The following is a 20,140-nucleotide window of genomic DNA, read 5'->3' on the forward strand; positions in this document are numbered from 1 at the left end:
AAAATGGGTTTAAAAAATTAAGCACCAACAGCGAACAGAAGGTATAGCGCGATACCAACACCGATCATTGCGATGGCGTCGATAAGACCCGCTACGATAAACATCTTAACTTGCAGTTGAGGAGCCAGTTCTGGTTGACGAGCAGCAGATTCTAAGAATTTACCACCCAGCAGACCGAAACCAATAGCGGTACCCAGGGCACCAAGACCAATCAGTAGTGCAACAGCGATGTATAACATGTACGTCTCCGATTTAAGTTAAATTTAAAGTTAAAGTGTAAAAGTAAAACAGTTTGAATCGTTTGCTTTCTTTTCCAGGGATTGCAAAAGATCCGGACTACATTAATGGTCTTCGTGAGCCAGGCTCAGATATACAATGGTCAACATCATAAAGATGAAGGCCTGAAGCACGATTACCAGAATATGGAATACCGCCCATGGGAAGTGCAGAGGCAGCTGCCATACACCCAGGGTCGCAATAAGAATAAAGATCAATTCACCGGCATACAGGTTACCGAACAGTCGCAGCGCCAGAGAGAACGGACGTGCCAGCAGGGTAACGGATTCCAGAATGAAGTTAACAGGAATGAAAGCCCAGTGATTAAAAGGCTGGAATGTCAGCTCTTTCATGAAACCACCAATGCCTTTCACTTTGATGGAGTAGAAAATAATCAGGAAGAATACGCCCAGCGCCAGCGCCAGCGTCATGTTCAGGTCGGTGGTAGGTACCACTTTCATGTACACGTGATGCGGGTCCACACCGGTGGCTGCGTTAGCAATCTGACCTGCAGCTGAAGGCAGGAAGTCTACCGGAATCAAGTCCATCAGGTTCATCAGGAACACCCAGACGAAGATGGTCAGCGACAGTGGCGCAATGAGATTATTTTTACCGTGGAAGGTGTCACGAACGTTGTCGTTTACGAACTCAACAACCAGCTCGATAAACGCCTGGGTTTTGCCCGGTACGCCGGAAGTAGCTGATTTAGCCACTTTACGGAATAACCACAGGAACAAAATACCCAGACCGATAGACCAGCCCATCGTATCGATGTTCCAAACCCAGAAACCCGCTTCAGCACATACTTCAGCGACATTATGCAGTTCTTCACCGTGACTAAATTTCACCCCGTCGTCTGTGACGCACATGGTGGCATTGGTCAAATGGTGGAGAATATACTCTTGTGTTGTAATCTCAGATGCCATGTTTCAACCTAAAAAAATTAAAGTGTAAAAACTTTCCGGCGTTTCGTCTGTAAGACCCTGGTCTTGCTACCAAGGTACCACTCTGTCTTTTTGTTATCGTTTTTGTTGACGAAACATTGCCAGCCAATAGCTGACAGTTGTGACGGCGAATGCTGCAAAAACCGCTTCGGGTATCGCATGCAAAAATTTAAATGCCACCACAAATAAAATAACTGCTAAAACCAGGCGCAGTTTGGCTCCCTGGCTGAAGCTCCGTACTACCAGTTCATTTTTACTGGCACCGGAGTAACGAAATGCGAATAACGCAAAAATCGCGTTGGGCAGAATGCTGATTAACGCGCCAATAGCAGCTGATTTCGCTACTTCAACGGACATCGCCCAGGCGCTGATGATGACCAGCAGAGTCATGACAATTGCCTGAATCTGCAGGGCATGTCTGGCAAGTTTTTTACCGGCCCCTGCCAAATCTCTGTTCACCATTGTTTTATGCTTATTTGAGCCCAAATAAAAAGCGTCAGAAGTATACTGTTTTACCGATAATTTTCAACCATACATCGCGTTTTGAAAGTTATTCTGAAAATTTTCTTATCGAATAACAGGACGAAACGCATTGTACGCGAAAAGTGCGGGAATAACGACCACCGTTAACATTTTGCTAACCACGGCCGTAAAGTGGATTAGTGTATTTTAGAAAGGATACCGTCCAGCTGTTCTAAATCATTGAAGTTAATAGTAATTTTGCCTTTCCCTTTGGCGTTATGGTCAATCACGACCGGCGCACCAAGGTTATCAGACAGGCGGGTCATCAGACTTTGCACATCCGGATCGACGGTTTTTTCCGGTTTCGGCTTCGCCGGCTCCAGACATTTGCGTACTAACTTTTCTGTATCCCTTACCGTTAAACCTTTTCCGGATACGACTTGAGCCACTTCAGATTGCTGACCGCCGGTGAGTCCGAGCAGTGCACGGGCATGACCCATTTCAATATCGCCGTGCTCAAGCAAGGTTTTGACATCATCATTGAGGTTATTCAGGCGCAATAAATTTGTTACCGTCGCCCGGGATTTACCCACCGCCTCAGCGGTTTGTGCATGGGTAAGTTCAAACTCGTTCATTAAACGCTCAAGGGCCTGTGCCTCTTCCATGGCGTTTAAATCTTCGCGCTGAATATTTTCAATCAGTGCAATGGCCACAGCCGCTTCATCCGGCACGTCTTTGATGAGACAGGGCACAACGTCGAGTTGCGCAAGCTGTGCAGCCCTCCAGCGTCGTTCACCGGCAATAATTTCGTACTGATCTTTACCCAGTGTACGCACCACAATCGGCTGAATAACGCCCTGGGAACGGATAGAAGACGCCAGTTCTTCAAGCGCTTCTGGAGACATGTCTTTACGGGGCTGATATTTCCCCGGCTTCAAAAATTCGACCGGCAGCTTGCTCAGTTCACTTTGCGATGCCGCAGTGCTGTCAGTTTCCTGTTCACGACGGGCAGCGGAAGACTGACTGGTCGCCAGCAATGCATCCAGGCCCCGACCGAGTCCTCTTTTCTTAGCAGACATATTTTCCTCAATGACTCAAGCGATTAAGACAAACCGTTTTTTGGCTAGTTTAACAGATTAACTTGCTTTTGCGGGCTGTAATGTCTTCTCACGGCGGCGAAGAATTTCACCGGCCAGAGACAGGTACGCTTTTGCGCCTGCCGATGACTTATCATAGTACATGGCGGGCATGCTGAAACTAGGCGCTTCGGCCAGTCTCACGTTGCGGGGAATGACCGTGCGGTAAACCTGTTCGCCAAAATGACGTTTCAGTTGCTCAGACACATCATTGGCCAGACGGTTTCGGGGATCGTACATGGTGCGCAGTACGCCCTCAATTTTCAGTTCAGGGTTTACCACCGACGCCAGTTTCTGAATGGTATCCATCAGCGCCGTTAAACCTTCAAGGGCATAGTATTCACACTGCATGGGTACCAGTACTGAATCAGCCGCTGCCAGCGCATTAACGGTAAGCTGGTTAAGAGAGGGCGGGCAGTCAATAAAAACGAAATCGTAATAATCCATCACCGGCTTGAGTGAATTACGCAGACGGACTTCACGGGCAAACATTTCCATCAGTTTGATTTCAGCTGCCGTGACATCACCGTTTGCGGCAATAAGATCGTATTTTCCTGACGTATCTTTGATGATGACTTCATCAACAGGCTTTTCTTCAATCAGTAATTCAAAACACGTGCATTCTGCTTCGTATTTATCAACACCGCTGGCCATGGTGGCATTGCCCTGAGGATCCAGATCGATAAGCAGCACTTTACGTTTGGTCGCAGCCATAGACGCCGCAACATTCACTGCTGTGGTTGTTTTGCCCACACCACCTTTTTGATTCGCTATTGCGATTACCTTCGCCACTGTGCACCCGTCAGACTTTTCGAATAGTTACTAAATGACGCTCTCCGGTCAGATCCGGCACGGATAACGCCTCTACAGACCCGATCTGGAAGTGATCACTTACTTCGTCTATCTCACTTTGAGGAAATTGTCCCTTCAGAGCAAAAAAGACTCCTGATGAATCTACCAGATGCTGGCACCAGTGCAACATATCTTTCAACGACGCAAAAGCACGGCTCAACACAATATCGTAAGGTTGTGCAGGTTCATGCTCTTCTACGCGACTGTGCACAGGAGTGACGTTTGTCAGACCAAGTTCGAATGCACATTGTTTCATAAACCGGACACGTTTGCCTAAACTATCCAGTAACGTGAATTCAATATCCGGCAACATAATAGCCAGAGGCATGCCGGGCAGACCCGGTCCGGTGCCCACATCGATAACCCGCTTACCACTGACAAACCGGGTAACGGCCAGTGAGTCAAGAATATGTTTTACCATCATCTGCTCAGGATCGCGCACCGAGGTAAGGTTGTAGGCTTTATTCCATTTGTCGATACGCTGAACATATCCGGTGAGCTTATCAGCCTGTTCAGTGGTGATGTCCAGCGCTAACTTTTCGCAGCCCTGCAACAAAATTTCATTGAGTTTTACAGTATCGACGTTACTCACGCTGTCTTTAATTCCTGTTTACGTAACATGCCATGCTTTTTCAGATACACCAGCAACAACGAAATAGCCGCCGGCGTAATACCCGAGATCCGCGATGCCTTACCGATGGTTTCCGGTCTGGCTTCGGTAAGTTTGGCCACCACTTCGTTTGAAAGACCGGATATTTTACTGTAATCGAAGTCCATTGGCAGCAATGTATTTTCATGGCGTTGCGCTTTTGCGATCTCATCCAGCTGCCGGGCGATATAACCGGCATATTTGATTTGAATTTCCACTTGCTCAGCAGCAACAGGATCGTCAATACCCGGCCCGATACCGTCAATGTTCATCAGCGCGTTATACGTCATCTCCGGACGCCGGATAAGCTCTTCAAAGGAGTGTTCACGGCTCACGGGATTTTTAAGCAGCGTGTTGAGCTCCGGCACTGCTTTGTGATCAGGATGCACCCACTGGCCACGCAGACGTTGCAGCTCGAGTTCAACGGCTTCTATCTTCGTGTTAAACGCTGCCCAGCGTGCGTCATCAACCAGTCCGATTTCACGGCCAAGCGCTGTCAGACGGCTGTCAGCGTTATCTTCCCGTAACAACAGACGATATTCAGCACGGCTGGTAAACATGCGGTAAGGTTCTTTGGTTCCCATGGTCGCAAGATCATCTACCAGTACACCCATGTAAGCCTGATCACGACGTAAAATCATCGGATCTTTCTGTTGAACCTGCAGTGCTGCGTTAGCTCCCGCCATCAGTCCCTGTGCACCGGCTTCTTCGTAACCGGTAGTGCCGTTAATTTGTCCGGCAAAGAAAAGTCCGCCGATAAATTTAGTTTCCAGCGTTTGCTTCAGATCCCGCGGATCAAAGAAATCATATTCGATGGCATAACCGGGACGGATGATATGGGCATTTTCAAATCCACGGATCGAGTGAATAAGCGCCTGTTGAACATCAAAGGGCAGACTGGTTGAAATACCGTTCGGATATACCTCGATACTGTTAAGCCCTTCCGGCTCCACGAAGATCTGGTGAGAGTCTTTATCAGCAAAACGGGTGATCTTATCTTCAATACTCGGACAGTAACGCGGGCCAACACCTTCAATGACACCGGTAAACATGGGTGAGCGATCCAGACCTCCACGAATGATATCATGGGTTTTTTCGTTAGTATGGGTGATGTAGCAGCTGATTTGCTGCGGATGCATTTCACGGTTACCCATAAACGAGAATACCGGTACAGGGGTGTCGCCGGGTTGTGCTTGCATAACGCTGAAATCCAGCGTCCTGGCATCAAGACGGGCAGGGGTACCGGTTTTCAGGCGATCCACTCTGAAGGGTAATGCACGCAGACGTTCTGCCAGAGCCAGTGACGGCGGATCACCTGCACGGCCACCTCGATAGTTCTCAAGACCAATGTGAATGGTACCGCCAAGGAATGTGCCCACTGTCAGAACAACCGTTTTGGCTTTAAATTTAAGACCCATCTGGGTAACCACACCGGCCACGCGATCGTTCTCTACGATCAGGTCATCACAGCTTTGCTGGAAAACCGACAGATTTGGCTGGTTTTCTACCACATTACGGATAGCCTGACGATACAGTGCCCGGTCAGCCTGGGCGCGGGTTGCACGCACAGCAGGGCCTTTACTTGAATTCAGAGTTCTGAACTGGATCCCGCCCTGATCAATTGCCAGTGCCATTGCACCACCTAAGGCATCGATCTCTTTAACCAGATGGCCTTTTCCGATCCCGCCGATAGCAGGATTACAGGACATTTGTCCGATGGTTTCCATGTTATGTGTCAATAACAGGGTTTTTGCACCCATACGGGCAGATGCTAATGCTGCTTCGGTGCCGGCATGACCACCACCCACAACGATGACATCGAATGCTTCCTGATAAAACATGTTGAACCTCACATAACACGGGGAATGTAGTTAATCGTATATTTCTTTGGCTTTACGGGCTGTCAGAAAAAGGGCGCGTATTTTAGCTGACTTATTGCCTGATTAAAATGGTTAAATTTTCTGCAATTTACTTTGGATCCGGAAAAGGCTACCGGCTTATAGAATATAAGATCTCTTTTAAGATCTTTATTTTTATATTTATTAGGATCGCGAAGATCTGTGAGTAAGTGATTTTTCGTTCTTTAGATCATGATCTTACAGAAAGAATAAGTTCGGTACAGAGCCGATCATAACCCACCCGGGATCATGTGCATAACCAGGTATATTATCCACAATCCAAATCTTGAGAAAAGTTATTCTTTTCGTGATCAGAGCTTATGCACAGTGGTTTACAGGATCCTATCCACAGGCGTGATCAAGATGTGATCCGATTGGGGATAACTTGTCGGCAACGATCACTTAATGATCGCATATATCCCTGTTTTACGCGTGTTTGAAGGGTGATCTTCCTGTGATTAGATCTTTTCCACAAGATCACATGATCGCACACTTATCCACGATCCTTTTTTCTGTTTCGATTAGTAACCCGCAGGCAAAAAGAAATAAAAAAAGCGTCATTATGACGCTTTTCCTGTAAAACCCGGTTTCGTTCAGCTCGCTTCAGCGTACCTGATTGGGCTGATAACGCGTCTGCTGCGTCTCAGAAGGCTGTTCATCATTAACCAGACCATCACGGCGGCTGGGGCCGGAAAAACGCACCTTATAGGTGTCATACTCTTTAATCGACTCAAAACAGTACTTACCTAATGCCAGCTCGAGCTCTGTCAGATTATGGTTGGTGATCAAGATACAGTTTTTCTTATTCACCAGGCGCTGTCTGAGCAGATTACCGAGCCAGCTTTGCTGGTTTTTCTTGAGCATACTTTCATTCACACAGACTTCATCAAGGATCAGCAAGTCCACATCCAGCAATTCCTGGTGGGCTTCGCGGAAGCGCTGACCTATATTATCCTGTGAACCGAAATCGAAGGAGAAATGACGCATTTCCATCAGTGTGGACAGCTGACGGTATAACACCGTTATCTCGTACTGCTCAATGAGTTCGTGGGCAATAGCCCCGGCGATGTGTGATTTTCCGCGGCCATAGTCACCGTAGAATAACATCATGTGAGAACCGGCCTGACGCCACTCTCTGTCACTGTGCGCAGCAATAAATGACTGGGCGATGCTTACCGCTTCAATCACGTCTTCACTGTCTTCAATCAGGTTTGCGAAGGTCCAGCGGGGATTCAGATCAGAGCGGCCGTGCAGATCTGTGATGCGTTGTTTTTTACTGTCCTGCTGTAACTGGCGGACTTCCTCATTCGCCTTACGCTCATACTCTTTTCTGAGTGTTTCGTATTCTGTAAAACCGTCCTTAACTTCCGGTTTGCCCATGGCGCGGGCCAACTGATTAAGCTTATCTTTTAACGATTGCATGACATTCAGCTCTTCTTTTGTGAGGCGTATTTTTCCACCAGCTTTCTGGCATTATCGTCTGCTTCTATGCCTGCTGCAACGGGTACACTCTGACTTCCCACTTTTTTGGTTGTGGTATGGCCGGTCGTCATCCGTTTTCTCTTGATGGCATAAGCAAATTTCTGTGTCCACTGGAAGTGGCTGAAAACGGCATCCGGCCTGCCCAGCCAGTAGGATACAAATTCACCGATATCTTCATCACCGAATTCACGATCGATAAGCCCGATAAGGTTTGCCATTTCTTCAAACAGGGCAGGATCAGGACGCCAGCGTCCGTGGATTGCTGTATATTGTCTGTGAAGATGGGTGAAGTCATCCTGTGCGTGACGACACAGTGGCAACAACACGTGCTGGCCGCTCAGAGAGGTCTCAAAGGTTGCCTCTCCCTCAAGGGCGATAAGGCCGGCCTGATCCAGTTCGCTGAGCAGCGTATTGATTTGCTGGCCACGGGTATAGGTGTCTTCCTGCTGGTCGTTGCCGTTTAACAGGGTGATAAGAAACTTATAATTGAGGACATCTGAACGGGCGGCGTTCAGATCGGCTGTCGGCTTCAGACCGAGGCAATATAACACTCTGCTGTCGTTAGAGAGCGGCGAGGTGAGGGCGTGATATTCTGCTTCGGTAAACATAAAACGTTATTGCTTAACTTGTTGTTCAAACCATTCTACCGCTACATCTTCAGGGATAGGATGGTTAAGTACATCAATATGCAAAGGCGGCGCAATTAACGTTGCACCGGCGTCAGTTAAGCGCTTTTCCATTTCCATGGCACCATAACAGAAGGTGTCATAGCTGCTGTCGCCCAGCCCGACTACCCAAGCGTCAATACCACTCAGATCGGTTTCTTCCAGAGCCTTCGCAAAAGGCTGAATATTCTCTGGAAGCTCGCCGGCTCCATGTGTTGAGGTGCAAATTAACCATGACCCCTTTTTTTCCAGTGCATCCAGATCCGGCTCGAACTGCAGTGTGGTAGCGAATCCGGCAGACTGCGCTACCTGCTCAAGGGCTTCAGCAACGTACTCTGATGCACCCAGTACAGATCCGACGATGATTGACAGATGTTTAGACATAATTATTTACCGATACAAAATGAAGAAAAAATACGACCCAGTAAGTCGTCTGAAGTGAATTCACCGGTAATTTCAGTGAGTGCCTGATGAGCAAGACGTAACTCTTCGGCCAGTAATTCTCCGGCCAGATGTGAGAGCAATTGTTGCTGGCCGTTATCCACATGTTCTGCTGCCTGCGCCAGTGCGTCAAGGTGACGGCGGCGGGCAATGAACTGTCCTTCTGTGGTGGTGTCCAGACCCATGGTATCGGCAAGGTGCTGACGCAGTAATTCCACACCCTCACCGGTGCTGGCAGACAGGCCAATCACGCTGACGTTGCCATGTTGTGTGGTGAGCTGCTGAATGCCCACAGTCTCTGCTGATAAATCGGCCTTATTGCGGATTACTGTCGTGGGTATGTTTTCAGGCAGTCGTGCCATGAACTCAGGCCAGATCTCATACGGGTCGATTACAGCGGTGTCTGTACTGTCGACGACAAATAACACGCGGTCTGCTTCCGAAATCGCTTTCCACGCACGCTCAATACCGATCTGCTCAACTTTATCCGGACTTTCCCGTAAGCCGGCTGTATCGATGATATGCACCGGCATGCCGTTAATGTCGATATGTTCTTTTAAGACATCACGGGTAGTACCGGCGATATCTGTGACGATAGCGCTTTCGCGACCCGCCAGCGCATTCAGTAAGCTTGATTTGCCTGCGTTAGGACGACCGGCAATAACCACCTGCATGCCTTCTCTTAAAAGCGAGCCTTGTCTGGCTTTTTGCTGTACCGCTGCAAGGGATTCAACAATATCAGCCAGATCCCCGGCGACTTTGCCATCTGACAGAAAATCGATTTCTTCATCAGGAAAGTCGATAGCCGCTTCTACATACATGCGAAGATGAATGATTTGCTCAGATAAAGCGGTTATTGTGCGGGAGAACTCTCCCTGCAATGAGCGCAGAGCACTTTTCGCAGCCTGTTTAGAGCTGGCATCAATCAAGTCTGCTATGGCTTCGGCCTGAGCGAGATCCAGCTTATCATTCAAAAATGCCTGTTCACTAAATTCCCCGGGCCTTGCCAGGCGTACGTTCCCGCAGGCCAGGATAGCATCAATGAGCATATCCATGACGATTTGTCCGCCATGGCCCTGGAGTTCAAGCACATCCTCACCGGTAAAGGAATTCGGCCCTTTAAAATAAAGTGCTATTCCCTGATCGATCACATCGCCCATTTGATTATGAAAAGGCGTATAAGTCGCTGAGCGCGGAGCCAGTGTGACAGGTACCAGTGCCTGCGCAATCTCCATTGCTGCGGGCCCTGATACACGCACAATACCCACACCGCCACGGCCGGGGGCTGTAGCTTGTGCGACGATGGTATCTTGTGAGGAGGCAATAGGGTGCATATCAGTCTTTCATATTCTTAAATTGGAACGGCTGGCCTAAATCGGAGCTGCGCACCAGTGCAATAACCTGCTGTAAGTCATCACGCTTCTTACCGGTGACCCGAAGTTGATCACCCTGGATGGCTGTCTGCACTTTGATTTTATTGTCTTTGATAAGCTTTACAATTTTCTTGGCAGTATCCTGCTCGATACCTTCTTTGAACGTAATGACCTGGGTCACCGTTTTGCCGCGGTGATCGTAATCTTTTAAATCCAGAATGCTGGTATCCAGATTGCGTTTGGAGCAGGCGTTACGGAACATTGACTCAAGCTGCTGAACCTGAAATTCACCCTCAGCTTTCATGGTCACGGCTTTTTCTTTAAATTCGATGCTGGCTTCTACGCCGCGAAAATCAAAACGGGTAGCCAGTTCCCGCTGGGTGTTTTCCGTTGCATTACGGACTTCTTCGATATTGATTTCAGATACGATGTCGAAAGATGGCATTATTTGACCTCTCTTAGATGAATCAGCCCGCTATAGCGGGCTGATAATGATGGGATAGTTACTTAGATTTTAGCCCTTTCTTTTCCATTGCGGCATAAATCAGTTTTGCCTGGATGAGGGTGATTATATTACTGACTAACCAATAAAGTACCAGACCGGCCGGGAACCACAGGAAGAACACACTCATGGCCACAGGCATGAACTGCATGATCTTCTGTTGCATTGGGTCGGTTACGGTTGTGGGTTGCAGCTTTTGCAGTAACCACATACTCGCACCGGTCAGTACCGGCAGCACGAAATACGGGTCTTTCACAGAAAGGTCTGTGATCCACAGGAAGAAATCTGCGTGACGCAATTCAACACTTTCCAGTAATACCCAGTAAAGCGCGAGGAAAATTGGCATCTGCAGGATGATTGGCAGACAACCGCCCATCGGGTTTACTTTCTCTTTGCGATACAGTTCCATCATCGCCTGAGACATTTTCTGACGATCATCACCAAAGCGATCTTTCAGTTGCTGCATCTTAGGTGCGAGATTTCGCATGCGGGCCATGGATTCATACTGTTTCTTCGTCAGCGGATACATAGCACCCTTAACGATAACAGTGATGAGAATAATGGCGACACCCCAGTTACCTACCAGGCTGTGCAGGAATTGAAGCAGTGCGAATAATGGCTGTGATAACCACCATAAAATGCCGTAGTCCACTGTCAGGTCCAGACCATTTGCCAGCTGCGCGAGGTTGTCCTGATCTTTAGGGCCCAGATACAGCTCTGCACCGATTGTCGCAGTTTCACCACTGGCTACATTTACCGGCGTACCGGTGAAACCGATAATGGCGTACTGATTCTGAACCAGTTTGGTATAAAGGTTATTTACCTGAGAAGCAGGCGGGATCCAGGCTGAAACAAAGTAATGTTCGAGCATACCAACCCATCCGGCTTCCGTAGACACTTTCAGATTTTTATCTTCAATGTCGTCGAACGTGTACTTCTCATAACGATCTTCCTCGCTACCGTATGCTGCACCACGGTAAGTTGGCATGAACATGTTTCCGCCATCAGGTACCTGAGTGGTTTGTTTAAGCTGTGCATACTGCTGGTAAGTTGTCGTATTGCCCGAGTTATTCTCGATGGTATAGGTCAGGGCGATGTCGTGGCTGCCTTTAGTAAAATTAAAGGTTTTGGTAATTTTCACGCCATCTGCATTTTGCCAGGTCAGAGGCACAGACAAGGTATCGCCCTGCATGACAAATTCTTGTTGTGAAGTATCATAACGCGGACGCCCTGAACGGTTTCCGTCAGGACCATCACGACCAACCAGACCGCTTTGTGCTATATACAAACCATCCTGAGGGCGCAGCAGGCTGTAGTTTTCTGATGATTCCTGAGTTAACGGAAATTTCACCAGATTCGCTTTAACTACGTCACCGCCGACTAAATCAATTTTCAGATCCAGCGTGTCAGTAAGTACGTGAACTGTACGTGCAGATTCAGGCTTAGCTTCCTGCACCATGCCGGGCACGTCGTCCTGAGAAGCAACCGGCACATCATCGCTGCCTGGCAGAGAGGACGGTACACCGTTACTACCGGCATTCGTGCTACTTTGTTCAGATGCGGCGGGCTGAACAGGTTGCGGGCCATAATCTTGTTGCCATTGTTGCCATAGTAAGAAGCTCACAAGGGCAAGGCCGATTAACAGAAAACTACGTTGCGATTCCATAGAGGTCTCTTTATTCTGAGTGTTTATTATTCCGTGATTCCGGCACGGGGTCGTTTCCGCCCGGATTGAAAGGGTGGCATTTTAATATGCGTTTAATCGATAACCAACCGCCAATTAGCAATCCATGCGAATTTAATGCTTCAATTGCATAATATGAGCAAGTCGGGTGAAATCTGCACCGTTGTCCCAAAACCGGCGAAATGAACCACTGATAGCATTTAACCAGTAGCAGAGGAAGAGCGATGGTTATTTTGCGCAGCGTTTTGCTAACTTTTTCCATTGCTTATCCAACATAGAAAATATTTCGTCATTGGTGAGTTTATCTGCGCCGGATTTGCCAACCACAATAATGTCGACTGCAGGCAGTGCGTGACGACGGTGACGAAAACTTTCTCTGATGATACGTTTCAGTCTGTTGCGGTCATGGGCTTTTCGCACGCGTTTCTTAGCAATAGTAATCCCGACACGGGCATGTGCTAATTCGTTTTTGCGGGCAAGTAAGGTAAAAGCAGGGGATACAGCAGGAGTTGCGTCATTAAACACATGGGTAAAGTGGGAGGGAGTTAACAGACGTAACTCCCTGGAAAAATTATTTTCACCCACTTTTGGGTAGTACTCTTAAGCAGAAAGGCGAGCGCGACCTTTAGCACGGCGAGCTGCTAGTACTTTACGACCATTTTTAGTCGCCATACGAGCACGAAAACCGTGAGAACGCTTGCGCTTTAAGTTGCTCGGTTGAAATGTTCTTTTCATGACCAAAGTCTCACTTTTCTAGTTAAATATCAGACGTGCAAAATAGCAGTCTTACCAACAAAACATTGTGTCCATTGATAAGCATGTTACGCCGCCCATCCAAAAAGGACGCTGAATTCTAGAGATCCCGGCACCTGATGTCAATCCAAAACGCCTTTATACTGCATATTTTTTATAAAATAGTGCAGAAATTTTGTTCAGCTCTGCAAAGATATTTCAATTCATGATAATTTTGCTGTGAATAAATTGTCTGCAAATATAATTTTATCCACAAGTCAATAGATGATCGGTAAAGATCATGGCTTTTTTACCCGGATCTCACAGCCTGATCAAGCGTACAGTGTTTTAGCGATTATCTGTGATAGAGATATAACGAAATAAAATAAGGGATAAATTTCAATAGTTTAATCTTTGGATCCGGAAGATCGAGCCAGATCGTGATTTACTTTACCCACAGAAGATCAGATAATCCACAGCGATCACAATTAGAATACAACATACACCGCTGTTACCCAGAATAAATATTGCTTTTCCTTTTTCTCAATCAGGAATACGTATTCTCTTCGCCGTTTTTTGTCTTACTGGCGTCTGCAGCAGCTTTTGGAGCCTACATTATTATGTCTCTGTGGAATATGTGCCTCGAGCGCCTACGCCAGGAATTGCCGACCCAACAATATAGTATGTGGATACGTCCGCTTACTGCTCAGGAAGATGCAGACGTTCTGACGTTATTTGCCCCGAATCGTTTTGTTCTGGACTGGGTAAGAGATAAGTACAGAGACAAAATCACAGAGTTGTTCACCGAGTTTTGTGGGCAGGATACCCCACAACTTCATTTAGATGTTGCTACCCGTACTGGCCGACCCACCAGCGGTATCCCCTCAGGTCGACCGGCTCCGGCTCCTGTTCAATCCGGTACTTTCAGCCGTTCTCAACCTCCTGCACAGTTTTCATCCGCAGAGACAGGGATGGGACGGCCGGAGGTGAATGCCTCCGCGCCTGTTCCACATGTACAACAAAATGACAACCTGTCTGCCCCGAACATCACTAAAGCCAGTTCTGGTGCCGGTGCATATCGCGAACCTGAACCTGTTCATCAGCAGACGGGGACTAATATACCTGCCGGACGTGGGCCAGCAGTTGTCCCCATCCCCGAAGCGATGAAGCACAAAAGCAATATCAATCCGACCTATCAGTTTGATAATTTTGTTGAAGGTAAATCAAACCAGCTGGCCAGAGCGGCTGCGACTCAGGTTGCTAATAACCCGGGAGGTTCCTACAATCCGCTATTTATATACGGTGGTACCGGTTTGGGTAAGACCCACTTACTGCACGCAGTAGGTAATGGCATTATTGCAAACCGTCCGGGTGCTAAAATTGTGTATATGCATTCAGAGCGCTTTGTACAGGACATGGTAAAAGCACTTCAGAATAATGCTATTGAAGATTTTAAACGGTTTTACCGCTCGGTAGATGCCTTGCTCATCGATGATATTCAATTTTTTGCGAATAAAGAGCGTTCACAGGAAGAGTTTTTCCACACCTTCAATGCATTGCTTGAAGGAAACCAGCAAATCATACTGACGTCAGACCGTTACCCTAAAGAGATTGACGGGGTAGAGGATCGCCTCAAGTCCCGGTTTGGCTGGGGCCTGACCATAGCGATAGAACCCCCTGAACTTGAAACCAGGGTGGCCATTCTTATGCGTAAAGCGGCAGAAAATAAAATTCACCTGCCTGATGAAGTGGCGTTCTTTATTGCCAAGCGATTACGTTCAAATGTGCGTGAGCTGGAAGGCGCACTTAATCGTGTCATCGCTAACGCGAATTTTACCGGTCGGCCTATTACTATCGATTTCGTCCGTGAAGCATTACGTGACCTGTTAGCTTTACAGGAAAAACTCGTTACAGTGGATAACATCCAGAAAACTGTCGCAGATTATTATAAGATTAAGGTTGCTGACATTCTCTCTAAGCGTCGTAGCCGCAGTGTGGCAAGACCAAGGCAGGTAGCTATGGCGCTTGCTAAGGAATTGACCAATCACAGTCTACCTGAATTGGGTAACGCTTTCGGTGGCAGAGACCATACTACGGTTCTGCACGCTTGCCGAAAAATAGAGCAGCTTAGAGAGGAAAGTCATGATATAAAAGAGGACTATAAAAACCTGATAAGAACCTTGTCCTCATAAAACTTTGACATTCCAGGCAGGAAAGTAAATCAATGAAATTTACCATTAGTCGAGAAAAGTTTCTTCAACCGTTACAGTTAGTTTCCGGTGCAGTAGAAAGAAGACACACATTACCTATTCTTTCTAACGTACTTATTAAAGTTAGTGAGGATGCACTCTGGCTAACCGGAACGGATCTCGAGGTAGAACTCATCGCCAGTACCCGTCTTGAAGGCGAGTATGAAGAAGGTGAAATTACAGTTCCTGCTAAGAAATTATTTGATATTTGCCGTGGTATTGCTGACGGTACTGATATCCAGTTCAGCCTCGATGGAAGCAAAGCGCTTATCCGTGCAGGACGTGGTCGCTACACTTTATCCACGCTTTCTGCCAGCGATTATCCAAATCTTGAAGACTGGGAAGGTGAGGTTGAGTTCGAGCTTTCTTCAGTTGACATCAAACGCCTGATCAACAGTACCCATTTCTCCATGGCACAACAGGATGTGCGTTATTATTTAAACGGCATGTCACTGGAAACCGAAGAACATATTATCCGTACCGTCGCTACGGATGGTCACCGCCTTGCTTTATGCAGGCTGGATTATGAAAGTGCATCCTTACCGGCGCGTCAGGTGATCATACCCCGTAAAGGTGTACTGGAAATTTCCCGCTTAATCGGAGATGACGATAAGTCTATTAAAGTACAAATAGGTGCTAACCATATTCGTCTTTTCTCTTCCGATTTTATTTTCACTAGTAAACTGGTTGACGGGCGGTTCCCTGATTATCGTCGTGTGCTACCGAAAGACGGGGATAAAACTATTCTTGCTAGTAAGGCAGTATTAAAAGATGCGTTTGCCCGTGCTGCAATTTTATCGAACGAGAAATTCCGCGGTGTAAGACTCAACCTTTCCAGTGGTGAGCTCAAAATCACAGCCAACAACCCTGAGCAGGAAGAAGCGGAAGAAATTGTTGATGTGAACTATGAAGGCGACGATTTAGAAATTGGTTTTAACGTCGCTTACTTAATTGACGTTCTTAATGCTCTGACGACAGAAGAAGTGCAACTAACTTTATCTGATTCTAACTCCAGTGCTCTTATCCAAAATGCCGGTGATGATGCTGCGTTATATGTCATCATGCCGATGCGTCTGTAGGCCATCTTTAAGCAGGGGCGAAGGCTTTGCTTTCGTCTCTCTGTTTTATACTTCCCCCGGGCAACGCCTATGAAACTGGACAAAGTCCAGCTGACTGATTTCCGAAATATTCAATACGCTTCATTTATCCCGTCTCGTTCTTTAACGCTGATAAGTGGTAAGAATGGCAGCGGTAAGTCATCTCTTATTGAAGCGCTTTACTATCTTGGTTATGGGCGTTCATTTCGCACAAACAAGCATGAGTCTGCTATTCGTCATGATGCAGACCGTTTCAGCATTTTCACCCGCTGTGCGGGCGATGATGGCAACGTAAAAAACATCGGATTACAGCGTAGCAGGCATGAGCAATTTGTTTGTTCAATAAACGGCAACCATTCACACCGTCTCGCTGACTTAGTTAGTCTTATACCGGTTCAATTATTTACACCTCAGAGTACTGACCTCATTATCGGGTCACCCGGGGAACGCCGTCGTTTCATCGATTGGGGATTGTTCCACGTGGAACATGAATTCAATTTGCTGTTTCAAACATTCCAAAAGTTGCTAAAAACACGCAATACATTACTTAAGAGACAAGCAAATCTGAGTGCGCCCGAGAACGCTTATTGGGAGCAACAATTCCAAACCGTAGGGGAACACCTTAGTGAGAAGAGAAAAGACTACATAGGGCGGTTACAGCCAATATTTAATGCCATTTGTAGTGAATTTCTACCTGAGTTTTCTCTCGAAATCTCGTATTATAAGGGGTGGGATAAAGATGCTTCTTTGATTGAAAGCCTGACGCGAAAACGTGACTACGATACAAAGGTAGGTTACACAACTTCAGGGCCACACAAATCAGACTTACGATTTAAAGTGGATGGTTCTGCGGCGCAGGAAGTTCTCTCAAGAGGGCAACTTAGAATGGCTGTCGCTGCATTACAGTTGTCACAGACAACATTGTTCCAACAGGAAACATCAAGACGCAGTATTTTTTTACTTGATGATGTTGGAGCTGAACTTGATTTAGATAAGCGAGAGCGGTTTATAGACGGGTTAGTCGCGATGGACACGCAGCTTTTTGTGACTGCTATAGAGCGTGAACAACTCGAGTTTATAAGCAAATATAAAGACAAAAAAATGTTTCACGTGGAACATGGCCACGTGAACGAGGAGTAAAGGTTAGACTATGTCAGAGCAAAACAACTACGACTCGTCCAGTATTAAAGTCCTGAAAGGATTGGATGCCGTACGTAAACGCCCGGGTATGTATATTGGTGATACAGACGATGGAACCGGTTTGCACCACATGGTATTTGAGGTTGTAGATAACTCTATCGACGAGGCGCTGGCAGGCTATTGCTCTGAAATTGTGATTCAAATTCACTCTGACGGTTCAGTATCTGTTTCAGATAATGGTCGTGGTATTCCTACTGCCATGCACCCGGAAGAAGGTGTATCAGCGGCGGAAGTCATCATGACGGTACTGCACGCCGGCGGTAAATTTGATGACAACTCTTATAAAGTATCGGGCGGTCTTCACGGCGTAGGTGTTTCGGTTGTAAATGCGCTATCCAGCAAACTGAAATTGAAAATTCGTCGTGAAGGCAAAGTTCATGAGCAGGAATATCACCATGGGGTTCCACAAGAACCACTGGCGATAACCGGCGATACGGACAAAACCGGTACTTCTGTGCGTTTCTGGCCAAGTTCCGATACCTTCACCGATACCTTATTCCACTATGACATTTTGGCTAAACGTTTACGTGAACTGTCATTTCTGAACTCAGGTGTGTCCATTCGCCTTAAAGATGAGCGTGACGGAAAAGAAGACCACTTCATGTACGAAGGTGGTATCCAGGCTTTCGTTCAGTTCCTTAATCAAAATAAGACTCCGGTCCATCAGAAGGTTTTCCACTTCAGCACTGAGCGTGAAGACGGCATTTCTGTTGAAGTCGCAATGCAGTGGAACGATGGTTTCCAGGAGAGCATATTCTGCTTTACTAACAATATTCCACAGCGTGATGGTGGTACACACTTAGCCGGTTTCCGTGGTGCGCTTACCCGTACACTGAACAACTACATGGAAAAAGAAGGCCTGAATAAAAAGGCTAAGACTAATGCCAGTGGTGATGATGCCCGTGAAGGTTTGACGGCCGTTATCTCTGTTAAAGTACCTGATCCTAAGTTTTCATCACAGACAAAAGACAAGCTGGTTTCTTCAGAAGTGAAGAACGCCGTTGAGTCTACGATGAACGAAAAGCTGGCTGACTTCCTGCTCGAGAACCCCAACGAAAGTAAAATCATTGCTTCGAAGATTATCGATGCAGCAAGGGCTCGTGAAGCCGCCCGCAGGGCTCGTGAAATGACGCGTCGTAAAGGTGCATTGGACCTGGCTGGTCTTCCCGGTAAACTTGCTGATTGTCAGGAAAAAGATCCTGCACTATCTGAACTGTATATAGTGGAGGGTGACTCTGCTGGTGGTTCCGCCAAGCAGGGTCGTAACAGAAAAAATCAGGCTATTCTGCCGTTGAAAGGTAAAATTCTGAACGTAGAAAAAGCCCGTTTCGACAAAATGTTGTCATCTCAGGAAGTCGCAACCCTCATTACTGCATTAGGTTGCGGTATCGGTCGTGACGAATACGATCCCGAGAAACTGCGTTATCACAGCATCATTATCATGACCGATGCGGACGTGGATGGCTCGCACATCCGTACGTTGCTGCTTACATTCTTCTATCGTCAGATGCCTGAAATCATCGAACGTGGATACGTCTATATTGCTCAACCACCACTTTATAAAGTGAAAAAGGGTAAGCAGGAACAGTATCTGAAAGACGAAGATGCATTGACTAACTACCTGACAAATATTGCTATTGATGGTTCAGCACTGTTTACCAGTGAAGATGCACCGGGCATTTCCGGTGTTGCTCTTGAGAATCTTGTGAAGCAATACCAGTCTGTTGAGAAGATGATCAAGCGTCTTCACCGTCTGATGCCGCCGGCGATTCTGTACCGTTTAATTTATTCTCCTACATTGAGACACGAAGATCTGAAGAGCGAGTCAACGCTTAGCGCCGTAGCAGAAAGTTTCGTAAACAGCCTCAATGAAAAAGAGAATGATGGGGCAACGTATCGTTACGACATCCTGCCGGAAGAAGAAGGTAGCGAATTCTTTATTCAGATCACCATGCGTATGCACGGTATTGACTACTTCTACAAATTGAATCAGGAGTTCATCGATTCTACCGAGTACGCGAAAATTCGTGACCTGAATGAATCTATTAACGACATGATGAATGATTCAGCATACATTCAGCGTGGTGAGAAGAAGCAGCCGGTAGAGTCATTTAAAGATGCCCTTGAATGGCTGATGGGTGAAGCTAAGCGCGGTCAGTATATTCAGCGTTATAAAGGGCTGGGTGAAATGAACCCTGATCAGCTGTGGGAAACAACGATGGACCCTGACAGCCGCCGTATGCTTCAGGTTACCGTTGAAGACGCCATCGCTTGTGACCAGTTATTCACAACATTGATGGGAGACCAGGTTGAGCCACGCAGAGCATTCATCGAGCAGAATGCACTGAAGGTAGAAAACCTCGACGTGTAGTTTATTGATAATCAGAACAAGGGGTGGCGTAAGTCACCCTTTTTCATTTTGAATATAAAATGCCGTGTGTATTTAAGCTGGTTAGTGGATGCACACTAAGTCAGGCGCCGTCCGGTAAAAATGACTC

At 47.0% G+C, this 20,140-nt stretch carries 20 protein-coding genes; 4 read left to right on the forward strand and 16 right to left on the reverse strand.

The window, feature by feature from the left end; translation table 11 throughout:
- Nucleotides 1–17: 17 nt before the first annotated feature.
- The 16 genes from atpE to rpmH all read right to left on the reverse strand — a co-directional run bounded on the left by atpE (nt 18) and on the right by rpmH (nt 13,099).
- Nucleotides 18–239 (reverse strand): F0F1 ATP synthase subunit C, encoded by a 222-nt coding sequence (atpE, locus tag ACXAGC_RS03155; protein ID WP_012520222.1) that lies wholly within the window; start codon nt 237–239, stop codon nt 18–20.
- 102 nt (nt 240–341) lie between these two features.
- Nucleotides 342–1,202, reverse strand: a complete 861-nt coding sequence (atpB, locus tag ACXAGC_RS03160) for a F0F1 ATP synthase subunit A (protein ID WP_119503213.1) — start codon at nt 1,200–1,202, stop codon at nt 342–344.
- A gap of 93 nt (nt 1,203–1,295) precedes the next feature.
- On the reverse strand, nt 1,296–1,682 hold the full coding sequence (locus ACXAGC_RS03165) for an ATP synthase subunit I (protein ID WP_474842303.1): 387 nt from the start codon (nt 1,680–1,682) through the stop codon (nt 1,296–1,298).
- Nucleotides 1,683–1,879: 197 nt separating this feature from the next.
- The gene (locus tag ACXAGC_RS03170) at nt 1,880–2,761 is read right to left on the reverse strand and encodes a ParB/RepB/Spo0J family partition protein (protein WP_119503215.1); all 882 of its coding nucleotides are present in this window, start codon (nt 2,759–2,761) and stop codon (nt 1,880–1,882) included.
- A 57-nt stretch (nt 2,762–2,818) separates the two neighbouring features.
- Entirely contained in the window at nt 2,819–3,610 is a 792-nt protein-coding gene (locus ACXAGC_RS03175; RefSeq protein WP_474842305.1) for a ParA family protein, read from the reverse strand.
- 10 nt (nt 3,611–3,620) lie between these two features.
- Nucleotides 3,621–4,262 carry a 16S rRNA (guanine(527)-N(7))-methyltransferase RsmG gene (gene rsmG / locus ACXAGC_RS03180; protein WP_303572542.1) on the reverse strand — a complete coding sequence of 214 codons (642 nt, stop codon included), beginning with the start codon at nt 4,260–4,262 and terminating at the stop codon, nt 3,621–3,623.
- Nucleotides 4,259–6,160 carry a tRNA uridine-5-carboxymethylaminomethyl(34) synthesis enzyme MnmG gene (gene mnmG / locus ACXAGC_RS03185; protein ID WP_474842308.1) on the reverse strand — a complete coding sequence of 634 codons (1,902 nt, stop codon included), beginning with the start codon at nt 6,158–6,160 and terminating at the stop codon, nt 4,259–4,261. Before mnmG ends, rsmG begins: the two co-directional genes overlap by 4 nt.
- A 660-nt stretch (nt 6,161–6,820) precedes the next feature.
- On the reverse strand, nt 6,821–7,639 hold the full coding sequence (locus ACXAGC_RS03190; protein ID WP_119503219.1) for an ATP-binding protein: 819 nt from the start codon (nt 7,637–7,639) through the stop codon (nt 6,821–6,823).
- Nucleotides 7,640–7,644: 5 nt separating this feature from the next.
- On the reverse strand, nt 7,645–8,307 hold the full coding sequence (locus ACXAGC_RS03195) for a DnaT-like ssDNA-binding domain-containing protein (protein ID WP_474842310.1): 663 nt from the start codon (nt 8,305–8,307) through the stop codon (nt 7,645–7,647).
- A gap of 6 nt (nt 8,308–8,313) precedes the next feature.
- Complete coding sequence (mioC, locus tag ACXAGC_RS03200) at nt 8,314–8,748, reverse strand: FMN-binding protein MioC (protein WP_474842313.1); 435 nt, start codon at nt 8,746–8,748, stop codon at nt 8,314–8,316.
- 2 nt (nt 8,749–8,750) lie between these two features.
- A complete protein-coding gene (mnmE, locus tag ACXAGC_RS03205) occupies nt 8,751–10,139 on the reverse strand; it encodes a tRNA uridine-5-carboxymethylaminomethyl(34) synthesis GTPase MnmE (RefSeq protein WP_474842315.1) in 1,389 nt (462 codons plus the stop codon).
- A 1-nt stretch (nt 10,140) separates the two neighbouring features.
- Entirely contained in the window at nt 10,141–10,623 is a 483-nt protein-coding gene (locus ACXAGC_RS03210) for a YajQ family cyclic di-GMP-binding protein (RefSeq protein WP_303572547.1), read from the reverse strand.
- Nucleotides 10,624–10,681: 58 nt separating this feature from the next.
- The gene (yidC, locus tag ACXAGC_RS03215) at nt 10,682–12,346 is read right to left on the reverse strand and encodes a membrane protein insertase YidC (protein ID WP_474842317.1); all 1,665 of its coding nucleotides are present in this window, start codon (nt 12,344–12,346) and stop codon (nt 10,682–10,684) included.
- Between the two features lie 10 nt (nt 12,347–12,356).
- On the reverse strand, nt 12,357–12,605 hold the full coding sequence (gene yidD / locus ACXAGC_RS03220; RefSeq protein WP_119503569.1) for a membrane protein insertion efficiency factor YidD: 249 nt from the start codon (nt 12,603–12,605) through the stop codon (nt 12,357–12,359).
- Nucleotides 12,593–12,949, reverse strand: coding sequence for a ribonuclease P protein component (gene rnpA, locus ACXAGC_RS03225; RefSeq protein WP_119503225.1), 357 nt, complete (start codon nt 12,947–12,949; stop codon nt 12,593–12,595). The genes yidD and rnpA overlap by 13 nt, the downstream gene beginning before the upstream one ends.
- 15 nt (nt 12,950–12,964) lie before the next feature.
- Nucleotides 12,965–13,099, reverse strand: coding sequence for a 50S ribosomal protein L34 (gene rpmH, locus ACXAGC_RS03230; RefSeq protein ID WP_014290886.1), 135 nt, complete (start codon nt 13,097–13,099; stop codon nt 12,965–12,967).
- Between the two features lie 617 nt (nt 13,100–13,716).
- On the opposite strand from rpmH, the gene dnaA reads away from it, so the two are divergent.
- The 4 genes from dnaA to gyrB all read left to right on the forward strand — a co-directional run bounded on the left by dnaA (nt 13,717) and on the right by gyrB (nt 20,013).
- Nucleotides 13,717–15,288, forward strand: coding sequence for a chromosomal replication initiator protein DnaA (gene dnaA, locus ACXAGC_RS03235; RefSeq protein WP_474842320.1), 1,572 nt, complete (start codon nt 13,717–13,719; stop codon nt 15,286–15,288).
- A gap of 32 nt (nt 15,289–15,320) precedes the next feature.
- Nucleotides 15,321–16,424, forward strand: a complete 1,104-nt coding sequence (gene dnaN, locus ACXAGC_RS03240) for a DNA polymerase III subunit beta (RefSeq protein ID WP_474842322.1) — start codon at nt 15,321–15,323, stop codon at nt 16,422–16,424.
- A 69-nt stretch (nt 16,425–16,493) separates the two neighbouring features.
- Entirely contained in the window at nt 16,494–17,582 is a 1,089-nt protein-coding gene (recF, locus tag ACXAGC_RS03245) for a DNA replication/repair protein RecF (RefSeq protein WP_474842323.1), read from the forward strand.
- A gap of 10 nt (nt 17,583–17,592) precedes the next feature.
- Entirely contained in the window at nt 17,593–20,013 is a 2,421-nt protein-coding gene (gene gyrB, locus ACXAGC_RS03250; RefSeq protein ID WP_474842325.1) for a DNA topoisomerase (ATP-hydrolyzing) subunit B, read from the forward strand.
- The last annotated feature ends 127 nt before the right edge of the window (nt 20,014–20,140 follow it).

The sequence above is a fragment of the Alteromonas sp. AWJ4_197 genome, from assembly GCF_056160285.1.